Origin of the sequence: Paludisphaera rhizosphaerae (assembly GCF_011065895.1) — a bacterium.
Taxonomy (GTDB): domain Bacteria; phylum Planctomycetota; class Planctomycetia; order Isosphaerales; family Isosphaeraceae; genus Paludisphaera; species Paludisphaera rhizosphaerae.
Map to the genome: position 1 here is coordinate 211485 of NZ_JAALCR010000013.1, position 19017 is coordinate 230501.

Here is a 19017-nt window from a genome sequence, read left to right on the forward strand (position 1 = left end):
TGAAGGACCGTCAGTCCACGCCGCGGAGATCGAACGTGACCAAACTCGCGTCCCTGACTCTGACCCTCGCCCTGGCTCTGGGGGGAATCTCATCCCCCGCTTTCGTGCTCGCGCAGCAAGCCGCCCCGGGTGATGCGATCCGTCGCCCGCCGCCGCCTGATCGGGATGACTTCGAAGTCGACGCCAACGGCGACGGCGTGCCGGACGGATGGTACAACGCGCGCGACGCGGTCATCGAGCACGAAGGGGGCGAAGTCGGCCCGAAGTTCCTCCGTTTCGCCTGCGAACGTCGCGGCCGTCCCGCGCGTCTCAGCCGGGCCTTCGGCGTCGACGGCCGGACCACGGAAGCCATCATCGTCGGGATGTGGCTTCGCACCAAGGACGTGGAACGGGGCGAGCGGAGCGGCGAGGAGCCGAGCTTTCTGATCGACTTCCTCGGCGACGAGTTGAGGCACGTGTCCCGGGGGACCATGGGTCCCTGGACGACCTCGATCGGCGATCGCTGGACTCACGTAGCCAAGCGGATCTCGCTTCCGCCGAGCACCCGCGACGCGATCCTGTCCATCGGCCTGATGGGCGCGTCCGGCCGGCTGGACGTCGACGGCGTGACGTTGAAGCTCGTCCCGCGACAGTCCGTCGAGACCACGAATCTGGTCGCCAACGGAGACTTCGAGCTGGGCGACCCCGCTCCCGCGTCCTGGATCGTCAACAACGACGCCAGCCGGGTCTCGCCGGGGCATGCCTCGGATTCGGCGATCGAACTGTCGCGCTCGGGCGCCAAGGTTTTCACCGGCCTGGCACTCCCGGTCGAGGCTTTCGACGGACTGGAGATCTCGGCGCAGGTCAAGGCCCAAGGTCTGCGCGGTTCCGGTGGAGCCGGCGCTGGAGTTTACTTCCTCGACGCCGACGGCGAGTCCCTGGGAGGACGCCGAGGCGGCGCCCAGGCGTTCCAATGGGCCGGGTCGTTCGACTGGACTCCCCAGCGCACCGTGGTCCCCGTCCCCCGGGGAGCGGTCCGGGCCGTCTTGCAGTTCGAGAAATCCGACGGCCTCGGATCGGTTCGGGTGGACGATGTTCGAGTCGCCGCCTCTCCGAATCCTGAGATCGCCGGTTGGAGCCCCTACCAGATCTCCGACGACGTCCTCGGCTGGCATGAGCACGCTGCCGTCGGACCGATCGTCGCTGGTTCTGCTCTGGACTTCTCGTTCCTCAATCCGGGGCCGGCCGGCTCGAAGGGGCCGGTGGTCGTGAAGGACGGCCGCCTCGCCTTCCGCGACGCGGGAAGGGCCCGGTTCTTCGGCGTCCAGCTTTTGCCTCCGGCCGCATTTCAGGATGCGGAGAAGGTCGATGCCCTGGTGGACCGCCTTGCGAAGTCCGGGGTCAACCTCGTCCGCATCGGCGACTTGGACACGGCCTACGGCCCTTCCCGGAGCCTCTTCGACGACGCCCGCGACGACACCAAGGAGTTCGATCCCGACTCACTCGCTCGACTGGACCATCTGATCGCCGCGTTGGAGTCGCGAGGGATCTATGTGGCCGTGGAACTGCTCGGGGGGCGTATCTTCCGTTCGGAGGACGGAGTGGCCTCGGCCGGGATGCTGCCGCCGGGAGGAGGAGCTGCGGCCGTCTTTGATCCGACAATGGCCAAACTCAATATCGACGCATCGCTCGCCTTCCTCGGCCGGACCAACGCCGAGACCGGAAAGCGCCTTCGCGATGACCCCGCGTTGGCCTGGGTGACGCTCGCCGGCGAGGTCTCGATGTTCAACCTCATCGACAACCCCGCGGGGCTCCCACCAAAATATGCGGACGAATTGCGTGTGCGCGGCGAACAGGCCCGCGGCCTTCCTGGGCGTCGGCTCTGGCAATCGCTGGAGTCGGCCCACCACTCGGCCTGGGCCGAGGAGCTTCGCAAGGCCGGTCTGAAGGCACCCTTGGCCGGTGTTTCGCATTGGCGTCGAGAAGGAGAGTTCACGCCGACCCTCTCCGCACCAGGACTCGACCTCATCGACGACCGCCTGTTTTGGACTCCGTCTCCCTGGGTCGCCCCCGAGGCTCGTTCACTGCTCTGGAGCACCGACGGCGGCCTGGTCGCCGGCGCATCGCGCAAGCAGGTCGAGACTCGTCCCTACGTCGTTGGTCAGTGGTGCCCGCAAACTCAGGGGGCCTGGGCCCTCCCCTACGAGGCCGCTGATCAGCTTCTCGCCGCCGCGACCGCCCGGCATGAGGACTGGGACGCCCTGGTCCGTCGCGGGGTGTTCATCCACCCCAAAGTCTGGGGCGACGGCCCTGTCGGCCTCGTGGGGGGCGAGGACATCTTTCAGATTCCCGAGGTCGCCAACGGAACCCCCCAGGTTTACTCCCTCTGGCCCCACGCCGCCTCGATCCTTCTCCGCGGGCTCGCCGCAGCCTCGAAGCCCGAGCCGATACGAAGCCCGCTCCATCGACGCACCCCGACACCCGGCTGGGACGCCTCGCGAGGCCGGCTCGTCCTCGATACGCCCTATACGCAGGGCGTCGCGGGCTGGAATCTCGACGGCGTATCCAACTTCGCGACGCTGAACATCTCGACTGGATCGCCCTATGCGGTCGTCGTCGCCTCGTCGGTGGGATCGGAGCCGATCGCCGAGACCAAGCGTCTGCTCGTCACGACGTTGGCCCGCGTCGAACCCACCGGCTACCGCTGGGTCGACCCGTGGAAGCGAGAGACGGCCGATCCGGGCCGACCGCCGCTGCTCCTCGAGCCGGTTCGGGCCCGCGTGGAATGGAAACGGAAAGGGAGCGTGAAGGCGTTCGCTCTCGACAATTCCGGCAAACGAGTGGGCCCGGCCGTCGCCGAGCCCTTGCCGAACGGCGAGGGGCTCGCGCTGATCGTCGACGGCGCCTCGGCCACGATCCACTGGGAGTTGGTCGCCGAATGAAGCTCATCGTCACAGGAGGCGCGGGGTTCATCGGCTCGCACCTGGTCGACCGCCTCCTGGCCGACGGGCGCGAGGTCGTGGTTGTCGACGATTTCGACGACTACTATTCGCGCGCGGTCAAGGAGTCGAACCTGGCCGAGGCGTCGAAGAATCCGCGCTGCCGCATCGTCGAGATGGACGTCCGCGACGGAGTCGGGGCGGCGGCGCTCGTCGAGTCGACCCGCCCCGATGCGATCGTCCATTTGGCGGCTCGCGCGGGAGTGCGACCGAGCATCGCCGCTCCTGGTCTGTACGCCGACGTGAACGTGATGGGGACGGTGCGCTGGTTGGAGGCCGCCGTCCGGATCGAGCCTCGACCTCGGTTCGTCTTCGCGTCCAGTTCCAGCGTCTACGGAGACCGCGCGGAGGGGCCGTTCCGCGAGACCGACGCCGTCGACGCCCCGGTCAGTCCGTACGCCGCCTCCAAACGAGCGGCCGAGTTGATGGCCTACACGTTCCACCACATCCACGGTCTGGCGGCGACAGGCCTGCGGTTCTTCACCGCCTACGGCCCCCGAAATCGCCCTGACCTGGCCGTTTCACTGTTCGCCGATCGAATCGAGAGCGGCCGACCCCTGGTCATGTTCGGCGATGGCACCACACGCCGCGACTACACGTTTGTCGGCGATATCGTCGACGGCGTGGTGCGAGCCGTCGACCGCTGCTCGGGATGGCGGATCTACAACCTCGGGAACGCCCACCCCGTCGAGTTGCGGAAGATGATCGCGACGCTAGCCGAGGCCCTGGGGAAACCCGCGATCATCGAGCGAGCGCCTGAGCAACCCGGCGACGTGCGGCAGACCTTCGCCGACGTCTCGCTCGCTGAACGCGAGTTGGGCTATGCCCCGGCGACCTCGCTCCGCGAGGGCCTGGACCGCTTCGTCGCCTGGCGACGATCGACTCGCACCTGACGGGTGCAGGGTTCGAAACGACGAACCGCGTCGGCGGGAGCCCCTGGGGGAGTTCCCGGACGCGGTTCCATCCGCGCGGGCTGAGCGCGCCTCGCAGGCCTCAGATGAGGTCCTTGAGGGCCTTCAGCGGAAGCACGCGAACGACCTTGCGAGCCGGCTTGGCCTTGATCGTGATCGGCTCCTTGGTCGCCGGGTTGAAGCCCGGGCGGGCCTTGGTCGCCGGCTTGTGCTGAACCTTGATCTTCAGAAGGCCGGGGATCACGAAGAGGCCGGGGCCCTTCTTGCCGATCTCCTTGCCGATCAGTTCGGACATGGCCTCGAACACCGCCGCGACGTCCTTCTTGCTCAGGTTCGTCTTGGTGGCGATGGCCGTGTAGATCTCGGTCTTCGTGGCGGCCTTGGCGGAGGACTTCGCAGCGGGGGCGGCGGCGGCCGGCTTGGCTTCCGCGGCCTTGGGGGCGGCTTTCTTGGCCATGGAGAAACACCCTATTCGAGAAAGGTCGACGACGATCGTCGTGCGAGCCGGCCGGTTCCTCCCTCCCCACTGAAGAGCGGTCGTCCTGGCTCCTGCCGATCGTTTTCGACGATTATGCCGCAAACCTCCAGAGAAAATCAGGGGCGCCCCCCGAAAATCCAGGGTTTTCGGCCTCTTTCCCGCTCCGAGGGCTCTCCCGGCGGCTTGGCGAGGGCGATCGAGCGGAATCGTTCACACGGCGATCGCATGGTGAAACGGTTCGAAATCCATGAGAAACCTCCCCGTCGCCGACACCATGTCGACCATGAAACCCGCTCGAGCGTAAGCCTCGGCACTCCTTGAGGCCTGCCCGTAATCCGTGAAGACCTGTCGCACCAGCCTCCTGCCGTCGCTGATCCTCAATACGATCTTGGGACTCTGGGATCGCGAATCGTTCGGCATTTTCCCCTTCCTCGCCCGACCCCCGAGGGAATGCCGGGACTGGCTGCGGCGACGTCCTGCGCCCACCGCGGAAGCTCTCGGTCCAGGGCCCACCGCCCCATCCCACTCATCGCCTCGGAAGCCGAGGCCATGCGCGGCACTAGACCTACGCAGAATAGGAGAACTTGTGCCGCAGGTGTCGACATGTTTCCCGGAATCCTCATGTCGATTCCTTGTCTCACCTTGCGGCAAGAATGACGACACTCATCAATCCAACTAATCTCGCGGCCTTACAGTCGCGGTGCAGTCGGCTTCTTTGGGGTGTCGAAAGCGTTGGCTCCATGCACCTTCACCTTGCGACGATACACGACGCTTCCCGCTCCGGCGTAAAGTGTGTCGAAATCCCCACCGCCGAACGCCACGGATGAAGCGTAACCGCTGGGCGTAGGGATGATTGCACTCACCCGCCCCGCCTGGTCGCAGGCCTGAATTCCCACGCTGGTGGCCGCGTAGAGGCGGCCGTCGCGGTCGACGGCGAGTCCGACCGTCCCCGGATCGCGGGCGTCGTCGCTCAGGACGAGGTGGTAATACTTCTGCCCGTACGCCAGGGATAGATCGGGCTGGATCTGGTAGCTGTAAACCCAACGGCTAGCGGCGTCTGCCACGTAGAGAAGCGACTGATCGGGGGACAGCGCCAGCCCGCCGGCGTGAGGAAGGCCGGTGTTGGAGACGCCGCCGCGACCGTCGGCAGAGCGGATTTCCAGCTGGCGGCCGCTCGTGGAGGTCTCGCCCGGGCCGGGGTAAGGCCGAAAGCGGACGCCGTCGCCGCGGGTGAGACGGCCCTGGAGGGCGTCGAGAACGTCGTGCGGTGGTTGGGAGACCGGCTCGGTCCGACCGTCGCCGAGGAGCTTCTGAATTCGGGAACCGGTCGCATCAGCCGTGTAGACGACTCCCATCGAGTCCACAGCGAGCGCCGCGGCGGGCACGCCCTGGGCGGCCACCTCCCAGCCCTGCTCTGGAGTCACGATCTCCTGGAGTTTGTCGGACCCCTTCCCTGCGACGATGGGGGTCGGCCAATCTTTCCAGAGCCAGCGCATGGCGACTGGGAAGATCTCCGTGGCGTGTTTGGAGCTATGGAGGCCGTCGCCCCAGTTGTGCTCGACCTCGTAGCCGGCGAAACGGAGGGCGCGTTCCATCTCCTGGTTGGCCATCCACCAGTCGCCGCCGAAGTTGTTCAGGTCGTTGCTGCCGTCCTCCAGAAAGATCCGAAGGGGCTTGGGCTCGACCTTGCGAATCAGCGTCGGGTAGTCGTTGGCGCCTCGGAGGCCGACGTAGGTCCCAACGGCGCTGAAGACCCGGCGGAAGGCGTCGGGACGTTCCCAGGCCGCCGTGAACGCACAGACGGCCCCGCTGCTGGAACCGGCGATGGCTCGATCGTTCGGATCGCGGGAGATTCGGATGGGCCGGCCGTCGGCGGCTTTCTGCTTCTGAACCTCGGGGAGCAATTCCTGGATGAGAAAGCGGGCGTAGGCGTCGCCGAGGCCATCGTATTCAAAGCTCCGGTTGAACCGGTCCAGGGCGGCGTCGGACGGAGCCTTCACGCGGCCGTGCATCACGAAAACGCCGATCAGGACCGGGATCTCCTTCTTCTCGATGAGCTCGTCGAAGACGGCCGGCGCGTTGTACTGAACCCCGTCCTGACAGACGAACAGACACGCGGGTTTGGCGGGATCGTACTGGCGAGGGATGTAGACCCAGTAGTCGTGCGTGGCGCCCGGGAAGATCGCGCCCGGGGCGAGCGTGTGTTTTTGGACCTCGCCTTTCGGAACGTCGGCCGCCTGAAGGGCAGGACGGCCTGCGAAGCCCAACGAGAGGGCGGTGAAGACGATCCAAAGACGGCTGAGTCGTCGCGACATCGGCTGGCTCTCGCTCGCGTGGTTGAGGCGTCTGAGAGCGCACGAGGCCGGACGTCCAGGGGAACGTCGACGGCCGCGAGGCTCGATGATTCTAACCAGCCCGTATGTCGGGCGACAGATCCGGCCTGCGAGAGAGGCCGATTTGGAGAAGAGGCGGGGAGAAGGGGCGGGACTCGAATGGGCGCACCAGGATTCGAACCTGGGACCTTACCCTTATCAGGGGTACGCTCTAGCCACCTGAGCTATGCGCCCGCGTTGGCGGGACAGGGAGTAGTCTATCCGAACGTGGCGGAGAGTCAACAACCCACTCCCGTTTCCTGGGCTGTAAGGAGATTTTCGGGAAAAGAAAACGACCCGCCCGAGGCCTCTCAGGGCTCTCGGGCGGGTCGAGGGGGACCCGTCGTCTCGTCGTCAGGCCTTCATCCAGCTAGGACCCGTTCGATCAGTTGATGAACGCATCCTGGCTGACCGGCTGCTGCTTGTAGGGCACGGGCAGCTTGCTGCCGGCCGGGGTGATGATCTTGGCGTAGACGGTGCCGTCGATGGTGTTGTTGATGAACCGGACGGAGCCGTCGCAGAAAGCGTAGTTGGAGCCGTTGGGATGGCCGCTGTTGATGAAGGGGCTGGTCCCCTTGAGGGTCAGCGACTGGCCGTAGCCGATGTTTTCATAGCCGCCGACGATGTTGGCGTTGGTCCAGGCGGTGGAGTCCGTCGCGACCGTGCCGTCGGAGAGCGTGGTGCTGCAATCGCCGGCCGTGCCGCAGACGTTGTCCGAGGCGATGAACATCGAGAAGGTCGGCCAGGGGGCCGCCCAGTTGGTCGGCTGGCTGCCCGACCACATGCTGCCGACGCCGTCATAGCCGACGAGGGTGTTCTCGCCCAGCATGATCGTCGAGCCCGAGCCGTCCGTGATGGCGGCGGTGGCCGTCTTCATGCCGCCCCACGACGGGCTCCGGCCGTTCCAGACGCCCGGGACGTTGGTGCCGTCGAGCTGGTTGTTGTAGACCGACTGGATGAAGAAGACGCCCAGCTTCTGCATGTAGTTCTGAGCGAGGGCCCGGTCGCCGGTGGAATCCCACTTCAGCATCGAGCCCGTGCTGCCGCCGCTGGAGCCGGTCGGGTCGTCCTTCTGGAAGCCCTTCCAACCGATCGGGTAGGCGCCGACGCGGGCGAAACCGCCGTTGGGGGCGTAGCTCAGGTTGCCCTGGTTGGGGGTGAAGTTGTTGTCGTCAGGGCATCGCAGAATGGCCAGGGCCGTGTTGGCGAGGATGCTGTTGGGGGTCGCCGTCGCCGTCGTGCCGCCCGGCGAGCTGACCGCGGTGTAGGTGTACTCGTTCGTCCAGTTGTTCGCCAGGTCGGCCTGGTCGAGGTCCTGGAGGATCTCGACGACCCAGCTGCGACCGGCGCGACCGGCGTCCGCGGAGGTGGGCTTGTCGGCGATCCGGTAGAGGACCGACTTGGTGACGTCCCCCTGCGAGCCGGCGCCAGCGCCCGTCGTGCTCGTGATCGAGGACGGGTCCTCGAAGAACAGACCGGAGGCCGGATAGGCACCCTTGCGGATCTGGTAGTTGTTCAGGGCCAGGGCGATGTTCCGCATGTTGTTCTGGCACTGGGCGCGACGGGCCGCCTCACGGGCGGACTGGATGGCCGGCAGGAGCAGGCCGACCAGGACGCCGATGATGCTGATCACGACCAGCAGCTCGATCAGCGTGAAACCTTGGCGACGACGACGGGGCTTCATGAGACGGTCCTTTCGTAGACGGGAAGGGCGAGACTACTGGAATCGTATCGAGGTATCGTCCCCTTAGACAATACGCCCGAAATCTGTGGCTGTGACGCTCGTCGGCGGGAGGGCCCAAGCCCCCCGCCGGATCGTCACTCGATGGTGCGACGGTACACGACGGCCGGGCGATACGAACCGATGGAGGTCGGGTCGTACCCCGTAAGCTTGAGCCGATCCACGATGAAGAAGCTGCGGTAGCGGATGTTCTGCGCGGTTTCGGCGCCGATCTCCGGTCCCATGATGTCGAAAGCCGCGGTCGGATACTGGCTGCCGACCATCGTGATGTCCCCCTCGCGGATCACCTCAAAGAACCCGACCGTGATCCAGACCGCGAACTGATGCGTCCGCGGAGTCGAGAGATTCAACACCCGCTGCATCAATTCGCCGCGGAAGTAGGGGTGCTGGGTCAGGCTGGGATTGGTCGGGCTTCCTCCCCGTCCAAGATCGGTCTCGGGGAAGCCAGACGGATGAGAGGTATGAGGGATGACCAGCGTCGGACCATCGTCGTTGAGAGTGGTCACATTGGCGGTCATGGCCACGGGGTTGTAAACGTACATCTGCGGCAGGCCGCCGAGCACAGGATTGCTCGTTGACGCGTTAGGCGTGATGTCGTTGACGAACGCGGCTCCCCTCATGTCGGCATTGCTCGTGGTGAAGCCGTCGCAAGGTTGAAACAGGCGTCGAACCGGGACCGGCGGCGGATAGATGATCCCATTAGTCGCGCCGCTGCCGCCGGCCCCCGTGCTCGACGACCAGTCGACGCGATTGTAACCCTTGAAGTGGGTGTTGTTCCTCACTCCAGGATCCCTTGCCGTGGCGGAGAGGTTCGGGTCTGTGTAAACCGAGGGAGGCAACGGCGCCGGCCGATTCATCGTGTAATTGACGTCAGGATAAGTCGAGGACCGGAATGGCCGCTCCTGAGGGATGGACTGAAGGAAGTAGCTAGGATTCGGCAAGGTGCCCGGCACCGCCGCCGGCGCGACGGTCATATTCTGACCCACGGCCCCGTCGCCAAACCCGAAGACGAACCCAGACCCGCCATGTCGCAGCCACAAGAACTGCGCGAAGGCGGCCTTCATGCGCTGATTGACCGCACCTGTCACAGGGTCCGTCTCGATCACTCCCACGCTCGGCATGGGTTGGGCGTACGCAGGCCCGCCGACAGCATTGGCCGCCGTCACGATCATTGGGGTCGCGGGGTATCCAGTACCCCCATTTATCGTGAGAGGGACCGACTGAGGGTAGGCAGTCAGGAGGGTGTTCATGGTCCTGTTCGGGGTCAGGCCCCAAACTCCGCCGCTGAACCGGTCATCGTTGTTCGGAGCGCTTGTAGACATCACCCCGTAGTTGTACAGATCATCCGCAGTTTGGATGACGAACGGGTTCATGACCTGCTGCTGGAACGAGGGCGAACTGGCTCCGGTGGCGATGCTCATGTCTTGACGACCCAGGAGGGCGAGGAAAGCCTCCTCGTCGATAAGCAAGTTCAAGTTCATCATGCCCGGACGAACGTCCTGGCGTGCCCAGTCGAAGTTCGTCCCCTGGGCGACTGAGCCGATTGCCCCGGCTGACTGACTTGGGACCTCGAAGAACTCAAACAGCCGGAACCAGCCGTCGGCCGCGTAACCGCCGACCGTACTGTTCGGGGTGTCGGAGATGCCTGCTGTATCGCCGACGGCCGTGTAGAAGAATTTATCGATCAGGTAAGGGAATGTATGGGGCTCCGAAGCCCCTCCTGTCTGTCCGCGGAACAAGAAAGGCGCCGCGGCGTCCGCGTCGGCCGCTGTATTGGCCGCAAGATTCGGTTTGGTCGTTATCGTGGCCGCGGTCGTGGTCAGGACGCCGCCCGCGGCAGTGGTGAACGCCGATTGGTTGCCGGCGCTGGGGGCGAATTCCGCGAACTGCTTCGTGAACAGTCCTGGTGGAGTTCCAGGCACCAGGGTCACCTCGAACGGGCTGCTGAAGTCGCGATCGTGGAAGGGGAAGAAGTCCCAGAATTCAAGCGGGTTGCTCCCAACCGGATCCGCGACGGTCTGATGGTTGGGGTATCCCAGCGAGTGGGAGATCATCCCCTTGGAGACCTGCGGTGACTTGTCGCCCCCCTGTTGCGTCGATTTGTCGCCGTAGATGAGGACTGTGCCCCGCGGCTGGTTGGTCGACACGGTGTTGGTAAGATCCAGAGGCGTGGCGATTTGTTCGGTGTAACCATAGCGCACGTCAATGGCGTTGGTAGACAGCGGCTCGAAGGGGACGGCCTGTCCGCCACGGTAGGGCTGGAGCCGCTGGTATGAGTAGAGATCGTTGGTCCCCGGCGTGACGATATCAAACCGGCCGCTGCCGACCGGGTTGTCAGTTTTCGTCGTCTGGACCGTGCCCCCGACATCGATGACGGGGAATCGCATGCTGTCCACCACGATCATGGGATTCGATTGACTGACCGGCGCCAGCGGGTTCGCGGGGCGCCGCAGGCAGACCCAATAATACTTGCCCGAGCCGGCCGTTCGCGGGATGCTGGCCGTGGGTGCAGCCGTGGTGACTTTGCCGGTCTGGTCGTTCGGCAGAATCCCACCAGGAACGTTTGGTAGGTTCGGGTCCTGAATCCGAAAAGTCGCCGAAGGCGTATTGCAGAACGGGCTGTAAGTGGGATCTAGCCTGTAGAGGGTGCCACTGTTGTTCGCCTGGAATGGGTCTGTGTTTTGGACCGTGGTCAACGCGATGGTGTTGCCCAATGCCGGGGTGCCTTGTCCCGTCGGCGCCAACGGTTCGCTACTCTGCTCGGCCGTCTCCCCGCCCGGGAAGTCGTAGGTCAACACAGCAACCGTGGGGCGAGCACCGAACCAATTCTTCGCAGCCAGTGCTCCACCGCCGGGCTTGGATTGGGGTAGAGGATTGAGGAGGATGTCGATCGGCCCATTGGTGGACGTAGCATTCTCGTACTTCGAGGTAGCCGTATTCTGCCCAAGCGGCGTGAGACCGTAGACGGTCCCGCCAGGCTGAAGCTGGCCTGTGTACGGATCGGGACGGCTATTGAGATCGTCCGAGGTAAAGACCAGGTCCCAGCAGGAACCGGCGTACGGCGTCCCCACTCCGGCGTTGGCAGCGTCGAAGCCGCTCAGGCTGACAGCAGATCCGTTGTTGCTATATGCCGCGTCGAGTCCATCAGGGACTGTGTTCGTATTGATGAGTTCAATGAAGAAGCGGCCCGTGTCGGTAGGGACGGCGCCTCCGTTTGTCCCCACCTTGCGCTGATAGGTGTAGGCCAGCGTCTCATTGATCGCGATCGGGTTGTACTCCATGCCGTAGTGCTCGACATGGTTCGCCCCTACCAGCGCCAACGACGGATGACCCGTCCCGGACGGGGCTACGGGGATGTAGTAAACGTCTGGATTGGTCCAGTGCGTCATCGTGCAATCGGGGTCGCGGAAATCGATGAGATTGACCAGATATTGTCCGAGCTGGTACAGCTCCTCGGGCGTGTCCACGGCCCGGGGCGGCAGCACCGTCTTCATGAGTTGGTAGGCGTCAGAGATCCACTTATTGCGAATCGGTTCATTGGGATCGTTGGAGACCGGCAGCGGCAGGTTCAGGTTGATCTTCCGGCCCCGCTGCGCCAGCGCAGGCGTGTAGAATTTGTTGCCGAGAACCCCCATGGAGGCGTTGGCGTTTTGGCCGAAGCGGTGGTTCTGAGCAAAAGCGCCCTGGGGGTTGTCGGTGACCCAGGAGAAGGCATTGGATTCCCAGGTGTCGATCGAGTACAGCCGACGCCGACGGAGGCCGTCCTGGTCGTTGGTGAAGCTGATCGGAGCGAGTTGCGACAGCCGGCTGACCAACGACGAGCCGTCGACGTCGTGCGAGCGGTAGAGCCACTCCAGGTCGGCGTGGGTGAACGGTGCGTCGTAGTTCGTGTTGGGGTTGTAGAGATCCAGCTCGTCGGCTTCGTTGAGGCCGTCCGAGCGGCTGTTGATGGTGGGGGATACACTGTTGCCCGTATCATCATCGTCGATCGTGAAGTTTTCCTGAATGCCCGAGTTGATCGACCCGTTGTAGGAGGGAATCGTCTTCGGCACCCCGAACGCGAGTTTTCCTGTGTTCGGATCAACCTGCCCGTTCGTCAGGTCGGCGTAGGCCAGCATGCCACCCGAGCGCTGGGGCGTTCCTCGGGTGTTGGGGAAAAGGAACGAGTCGTAGCTGTGGAGGATGTTGTTGTCGGTCGCGGTCTTGCTTGTGACCGTCGCCTCTGAGGCGCGCGATCGAGGGAACGGATCGCCAGGAGACCACGGATACGAGATGACGCCGGTGGATGGGTCGACCTGGCCGGGGAGGCCGGGAGGGCGGAAGTAGCCGCGGTATTCGACGCGGCCCCAGTAGTCGCCGCCCAGGTTGTTGTTGCGGGCCCCGCCGCCGCCGCTCCGAGAGTTGAACCTCGTCACCAAGCCGGTGCCGTTGACGTCGATCGGCGCCAGAAAGCGACGCATCCGCTCCACGGGAAGCAGCAGGCCGCCGACAGCGTCGTAATAGTCGGCGTCATGGACTTCGCCCACTCGGTTCGGGTTCGTCGCGTTGAAGACCACGGGAAAGATGTCGAACGAATTGTAGTTGTCGTCCGCCGCGTCCGCGGGCGTAGGATAGCCCGGATTCAGGAGGATGTCCTGAACGCTGATCGAGTAGCCGGGACGGACCTCGTTCTGGTAGTTGGCCCCAATCGGCGCGTAGGTCCCGCCGGGAACCGAATCGGGCTCGCCCCAGCGGCCGACGACGGAATTGGTGAACCTCACCACCGTGCTCGAGGTCGTCGCGGCGGAGCCGCTGGTGTCAATGTCCCTGGCGTCCATGACGCTGTTCGGCATATGGTACGTTCGAGAGTGGCCGAGAGCGTCGAAGCCCATGAGCACGCCGTTGTAATCGCCGTTGACGGTCCCCGTCTGATCCGGGTTGTAAGGGTCGACCTGGGGACGGGTTCCGGCCAGGATATTGCGCAACTGGGTGAGCCGGACATCGATATTCGCCGCGGTGCCCGTCGCCACGTCCACGGCGTCGTCGAACTGCCCGTAACCTGCGGCGAACGCGTTCTGCAAGCCGTAGGTCGGGTCGATCTCGCTGACCGAGTTGCCCAGGTGCGAGGCGTGGGTCGACTGGGCCTCTTCAGTGCTATCGCCGCGGCCGGCCAGGTTGCCGGCGGTGTTCAAGGGGATCCGGCCGTTGAGGCCGATCACCATGAAGGCGAAAAGCGGCTTGTAAAGCTTCCCTTGCGCGTTGCGGCGGGCGGGGTAGCCGAGGTCCACCCAGACCGAGTCCATGATCCCGTCGCCGTCGTTGTCGACGTCGTAGGTGATCTTGCCGTCCACGTCGCTGGGGATCAGGTCGGGGAAGGTCTTGGAATCGTGACCGTCGGCCGCTCGGGGGCGGAGGATTCGCGAGAGCTTCTCCCGAAGCGCGGTCGGTCTGCTGTTCAGATCAACCGAATTGCTCCAGTCGTTCGTGAAGTTGACGCTCTGCGTGCTCACGCCGACCGGGTCGTAGCGGACGGCGGCCGGCCGGTGAAATGATGGGATGATCACCTGGCCGTCGGCGCTCTGCATGGCCAGGAACCAGTTCTCCAGGTCGACGGCATCGTAATCCTCGTCCATGCCGATGGCGCCTGGCAGGTAGGTGTTGTACCGAAAGTTGCCGAGCCTGGCCTTGTTCGCCCGGTCGGGGTTGGTGATCGGACTGCCGTAAGGGTCGTAATCCACGATGGAGGTGTCATTCCCCGTCATCCCCGGACCGTTGAAGGCGTGCATCCAGCGACTGTCGAGGGTGAACCGGAGGTTGGCGGACAGGTTCGTCCCCAGGTAGGTCAGGAGATACGTGGCGGGAGTCGTCGTCTGAAAACCCAGTGTTGGGTTGGGCACCGTGATGTTCTCGGAGTTCGGCAGGACGACGGTCAAAGTGCGGAAGCCGGTCCCCGATGGCTGGTATCCTGAGTCGACGAAGACCTCGAACGACTGATTGACGAATGTGGTCGGGGGGCTGATCGGGGAGCCGACATAGGCGATCCGAATCGTCCAGCGGGTGAAGTCGTAGCCGTAGAAAAGAGGATCGTTGGCGGGGATGTTGGTCGTCAGGTCATAGCACGGGAGGTTAGTGCTCGCGCTTAGAGGCGTATTGAAGTTTGCCAGCGTGATGTAGAAGTTCGAATCGCTGGCGGGGTCCATCTGTGCGCCGTCGCTGCGGCTGGTCAGGTAGCCGTTGCGGTTGGCGTCGTTGCCGTACATGTCGCGGGCCAGGCTGTGGCCGCGGATGGCGGAACGGACGTCGTTGGTGTCGCAGATGAGCTGCGCCAGGGCGAAGTCCATCATCTCGTCGCCCTGGGGCTGAAGCTTGGACTGGATGAAGCTTCGGCCCGCGATCCGCGCCTGGCCGGTGAACGTGGCGAAGGTCACGCCGATCACCGCCATCAGCCCGAGGACGCCGAGCACGAGGATGAGAATCACCCCACGCCGCCCGCCGCGCTGACTTTGATATGCTCTGGTCGTCATCGTCGTCCCCCTTGCCGCCTCTTCTCGCCTGGTCGCCGTTTCAGGCCGCGCTCGATTTCGACGTCGGCGGCCGGCCCCGGGTTCCGTATTCCTTCGTGGTTCTCAAAGTTTGTCCGTGAAGTCCTGCCGGATGGTCAGAACCTTGATCCGCTGGTTCGTCGGGTCGGTCACGCGCACCTGGATCTGGATCCCTCGGAGCGGGGCCGGGTAAGGAGGCGGATACGACGGGTAGATCGGTGCGGTGAACGGCGGTCCGTAGGGGAAGCCGACCCCCGGCACGACGCCCGTCGCGATCGCCTTGCTGTAAGTCGTCGACCAACTATCCCAGGTCCGCCGCATGCGGATCGTCTTGTTGGCGTCGTCGCCGAGGTTGCCGGTGTAGAGGGGATTCGAGCCGTAAAACCCAGCCACGACTTTTCCGAACTGAGCGTCATAGCGACAATCGTTCTGGAGCGGAGGCATCCGGCCCTCGTGGGCGAAGGTCTGGTTGAGCACATGCCACGGCCGACCGTGGATGAAGGCGTAGGCGTTCTCTGACACCCCCCCCGTGATGGCGTCGAACGTGCCCCACATATAGGGAGCGAACTGGCCGGTCCCCAGATTCACGGACGCCAGGTTCGCGGTGCCGGGAATCGTACTGGTGGCGGCGGCGGTGATCCGCTGGTCGTCGCCCCAGCCCAGGTCGGCGTAGTCAGCCAGGGCCGGCTCGAAGGCCTTGACGTCGAAGCTGCGGACGTTGGTCAAAATCAGGTCGTCTTCCCAGCTCGCCGAGGCCCAGAGGCCCGAATTCGGATTGCCGCTGAAGAAGCCCGTCGTCGATCCGGCACCATCGGTGAACGGATCGAATTGAGACCCGCGCCAGGCCGGGAGCAGCGGCGGCAGGAGTTGCTGGCCGCTTGTCCCAGTCAGATCCACGTGCCCGGCCGTGATCTCGGCGTAGGTGTGGGGCAGCAGGGCATTGGGGAAGTAGGGCGCCGACGTCTGGTTGACCTGGAACGTCGGGTCGTTCCACTCGGGCGCCAGGGTTTCGCGCCAGGTCGGCCATCCCCAGTACGTCTGCAGGTTGTTCGACCCCGTCTCATTGGCGTTCGTCGGCGCGGGGAGGTTGTCGCCCAGGTCCAGGGGGTTGTGGTTAAGGTATTTCAGATACTGGGTCTGGTCGTAGCTGTAGATGTTCGACCCATCGCTGGCGACGGGCGCGGGGGCGTGGATCCAACCGCGCCAGGTGTTCCAGTTGGTGTTCTGCGCCCGCGAGTACGACCCGCGGAAAACATAAGGAAACGCGAATCGATCGGCGAAACTCACGCAGGCGTTCCGCAGAAGGTTTCCAGAGTCCGGGATCGGGTTGTACAACCCTTTCGTGTTGTTGAGGCCGTAGTTGAATTCCTCAAGCAGCCGCGTGGAGAGCGTCGGGTGCCAATCGGGGACGCTGTCGGAGTTCAGGTCGTCGGCAATGCCGTCGGGACCGGCGAAATCGTCCGAATACCGGGGCATGGAGAACCGATTGTGGCGGTCCGAGAGGTCTCCGAGCTTGTTGAGGATCACCGAGTTGAACTGGTTGGCGCGCGGCGTCCCGCGCGGGGACGGATGAGCGGAAAGGTCGTTGACTCCCTGCCAACTCGTCTGGTAGCCGCCCAGAGCCGTCGGTGTGAAGGCCACCTGGATGCCCCCCTTCGACGGGTCGAGAGGGCCCTCCACGCCGTTGCCGGGGCTCAGCCCTGGAAAGGTTCCCAGGTTCTGGGCGCCGCCCGCGAGCGAGTACGAGTTGACGATCCGCGTCTGAAGTTCCGGAGCGATCAGCAGCACCCGGCGGTAGAGGTTGCCGTTGCGGAGGAAGTAAATGACCTCGGCGTGCTGACTGGTGACAGTGATCGGCTGCGATTTGAGGTAGTTCGCCAGGGCCGTGGAATTGCTCGCCAGATCGGCGTAGCTCATCTGGTACACCGCGCCGGTGTTCAGCAGGATCTTCGGCGGCTTGGCCCACATGCGGCCGATGAAGGGGCGGTCGTCGGGCGCCTTGACGGTGAGCCGGATGGTGTCGTCGCAGTCCTCGCCGTCGTTGTCGGCGAACTCGTTCTCGGTGTACTCGAAGTAGCCCTGATCGTCGGCGGGGTCGATCGGCGGGGTGAACTTCGCCGTGGCGCCGGAGAGGTCGCTGCGGATCGTCGAGTCGAGCCGTCGCAGGTCGTCGTCGAGCCGCTGATAGACCTGCGCGGCGTTCATCGAGCTGGTGGCGGCCTGGAAGATCTGGACGACCAGGGCCATCATCAGCAGGAGCACGGCCAGCGTGACCAGCATCTCGACGAGCGTCACGCCGCGTCGCAGGCGGCGGACAGGATTCGCATTCTTGCGGCGTCGGGTCTTCACGGCGAGGCCCCTGCACTGCCCCCCCGCCCCGTCGGCCCAGGGCCGAGGGACGGAGCGGAAATCGGTTCGGATCAGTGGATGACGATCGTCTGAGGGATCACGTTGACGACGTGCGGCGCGATCAGCACCGCGTTGACGGTGGTCGGCAGCCCCGACGTCGAGTCGAGCGGCGTCCGCGACCTGAGCCGCGAGCCGACCTGAACGACCATGCTCCGGTAATTCGCGCCGAGCTGCGGATCAGTGATCGGCGGCCCAACCTTCACGACCTGGTACCAGAAGGCCCGCTGAGCCGGCAGGTTGTCCCACTTGCCCCCGTTGAGGACGTTGGGAATGCCGATCGGGATCGGATTGCCCGCCGCATCCGCCCCCGTGGACAGGAAGCGTCCCGTGCTGGCCGAGGGATTCCAGACCTTCACCTGCACGCGTTCATAGGTGACGTCGCAAATCCAGCTGCCGATCTTGACGATCGGGTCTTCCATCCCCGCCGACCAGCGAAGCAAGACCGTCCGGTCCGCCGCGGCGCCGTAGCCGATCGAGAACCCGGGAGCGGTCGCCACCGACCGGCTGTACCCGAACACGCCTTCAACGACCGTCTCGTCGGCGGGCGTCAGGATCGTCGTTCCGGTGATCGGGGCGGTTCGCGGCTGGAGGTCGAACGGACGGTTCTCGCAGATCACGAGGTCGCCCTCGAACGTCGACCCGTTGGAAGCGCTGGAGAGCTTTCCGGTGAACATCCAGGAATATCGCCAATCCTGGACGGGAGTTTGGTCGGTCGGGAGAATGCCGCTGTTCAGCAGATTCGAGATGTCGAGCTGGGTCTGCCCCACCGTATGGTCGGGAAGGACCGGACTTCGGTTCGGCTGATACGACTTGTCGGCGGCGCTCCAGCTGGGATTCGTCGGGTCGTTCCAGACGATGTCCTCGGGCGAGACGAAGATGGCCGGCACGCTCGTCGTCGACGGCATGACGTACATTGGTCGAATCGTGCCTTGCGAATCCGTGTAGTGGTTGTAGATGCGGCCGTTGAAGTTGGAGAGCCGCTGAAGCCCATGGGCGCTGGGGATGTTGTCGTCGCTGGGGTCGGGCCGGACGAAGCCCAGCCCAGAGCCGAAGCGAGCCTCGGGCACTTCCGCGCCGCCGACCGTGTCGTGGAGGTACAGACCGGGAAGGCTCACTGGGTTGCCGGGAGCCACGACCTTGTACCGCCAGAGAGGATCGTAGGCGAAAGGCAACCCGGAGGCGCCTCGCGTGTTGAAGGCGATATTCGATGCGTCGAGGCCTATAAGATTCAGGTTGTTGTCGTAGAGGTCTTGGCCGTATCCCGATGCATCCTGGATCAGGGGGTTGAAACTCCCCGTGGGCGTGATCGCGTTCAGCTGGCAAGGATACCACCAGGGGAGCCCATTGTATTTGTTGAGCAGATCGGCGTATTGAAACGTGTCGGAGGCGACCAGATTACGGGCGGCCATGTCGGACGCCGCCGACTCGAACAGCAGAGCTGAGCGCGACTGGCGTTGGGCCTCGCGCAGGCGCAGCAGGCCGATCGGGAAGAGCGTGGCGATCGACACCAGGCCGACCCCCATGATCATGATCCCGATCAGGCACTCCGTCAGCGTGATGCCCCGCCGACCGCGGCGGGCGGACTCGTCGGCGCGGATCATGGCGTC

The 19017-nt window shown here is 64.8% G+C and carries 8 protein-coding genes and 1 tRNA gene; 2 read left to right on the forward strand and 7 right to left on the reverse strand.

Annotated elements, in window-relative coordinates:
- Positions 1–35: 35 nt before the first annotated feature.
- Both G5C50_RS18325 and G5C50_RS18330 read left to right on the forward strand, forming a co-directional pair.
- A complete protein-coding gene (locus tag G5C50_RS18325; RefSeq protein WP_240907176.1) occupies positions 36–2921 on the forward strand; it encodes a hypothetical protein in 2886 nt (961 codons plus the stop codon).
- Entirely contained in the window at positions 2918–3871 is a 954-nt protein-coding gene (locus G5C50_RS18330) for a GDP-mannose 4,6-dehydratase (RefSeq protein ID WP_165071672.1), read from the forward strand. The genes G5C50_RS18325 and G5C50_RS18330 overlap by 4 nt, the downstream gene beginning before the upstream one ends.
- Positions 3872–3971: 100 nt before the next feature.
- Here G5C50_RS18330 and G5C50_RS18335 read toward each other — a convergent pair whose 3' ends face one another.
- The 7 genes from G5C50_RS18335 to G5C50_RS18370 form a co-directional block, all read right to left on the reverse strand.
- On the reverse strand, positions 3972–4346 hold the full coding sequence (locus G5C50_RS18335; protein ID WP_165071673.1) for an HU family DNA-binding protein: 375 nt from the start codon (positions 4344–4346) through the stop codon (positions 3972–3974).
- A 710-nt stretch (positions 4347–5056) separates the two neighbouring features.
- Positions 5057–6682, reverse strand: coding sequence for an alpha/beta hydrolase-fold protein (locus tag G5C50_RS18345; protein WP_165071675.1), 1626 nt, complete (start codon positions 6680–6682; stop codon positions 5057–5059).
- Positions 6683–6860: 178 nt separating this feature from the next.
- Positions 6861–6934: transfer RNA gene (locus tag G5C50_RS18350), tRNA-Ile, on the reverse strand.
- A 190-nt stretch (positions 6935–7124) separates the two neighbouring features.
- Positions 7125–8423: a DUF1559 family PulG-like putative transporter gene (locus G5C50_RS18355; protein WP_165071676.1), complete on the reverse strand. Its 1299-nt coding sequence runs from the start codon at positions 8421–8423 to the stop codon at positions 7125–7127.
- A gap of 134 nt (positions 8424–8557) precedes the next feature.
- On the reverse strand, positions 8558–14983 hold the full coding sequence (locus G5C50_RS18360; protein ID WP_165071677.1) for a hypothetical protein: 6426 nt from the start codon (positions 14981–14983) through the stop codon (positions 8558–8560).
- A gap of 102 nt (positions 14984–15085) precedes the next feature.
- Positions 15086–17350, reverse strand: coding sequence for a prepilin-type N-terminal cleavage/methylation domain-containing protein (locus tag G5C50_RS18365; RefSeq protein WP_240907183.1), 2265 nt, complete (start codon positions 17348–17350; stop codon positions 15086–15088).
- A 71-nt stretch (positions 17351–17421) separates the two neighbouring features.
- Positions 17422–19017 (reverse strand): type IV pilus modification PilV family protein (locus G5C50_RS18370; protein ID WP_165071678.1); only part of this gene is annotated, 1596 nt, incomplete at its 5' end.

Coding starts and splice junctions, on each gene's coding strand:
- G5C50_RS18335 (WP_165071673.1), bottom strand. CDS start 4,346: ATGGCCAAGAAAGCCGCCCCCAAGGCCGCGGAAGCCAAGCCGGCCGCC.
- G5C50_RS18345 (WP_165071675.1), bottom strand. CDS start 6,682: ATGTCGCGACGACTCAGCCGTCTTTGGATCGTCTTCACCGCCCTCTCG.
- G5C50_RS18330 (WP_165071672.1), top strand. CDS start 2,918: ATGAAGCTCATCGTCACAGGAGGCGCGGGGTTCATCGGCTCGCACCTG.
- G5C50_RS18360 (WP_165071677.1), bottom strand. CDS start 14,983: ATGACGACCAGAGCATATCAAAGTCAGCGCGGCGGGCGGCGTGGGGTG.
- G5C50_RS18355 (WP_165071676.1), bottom strand. CDS start 8,423: ATGAAGCCCCGTCGTCGTCGCCAAGGTTTCACGCTGATCGAGCTGCTG.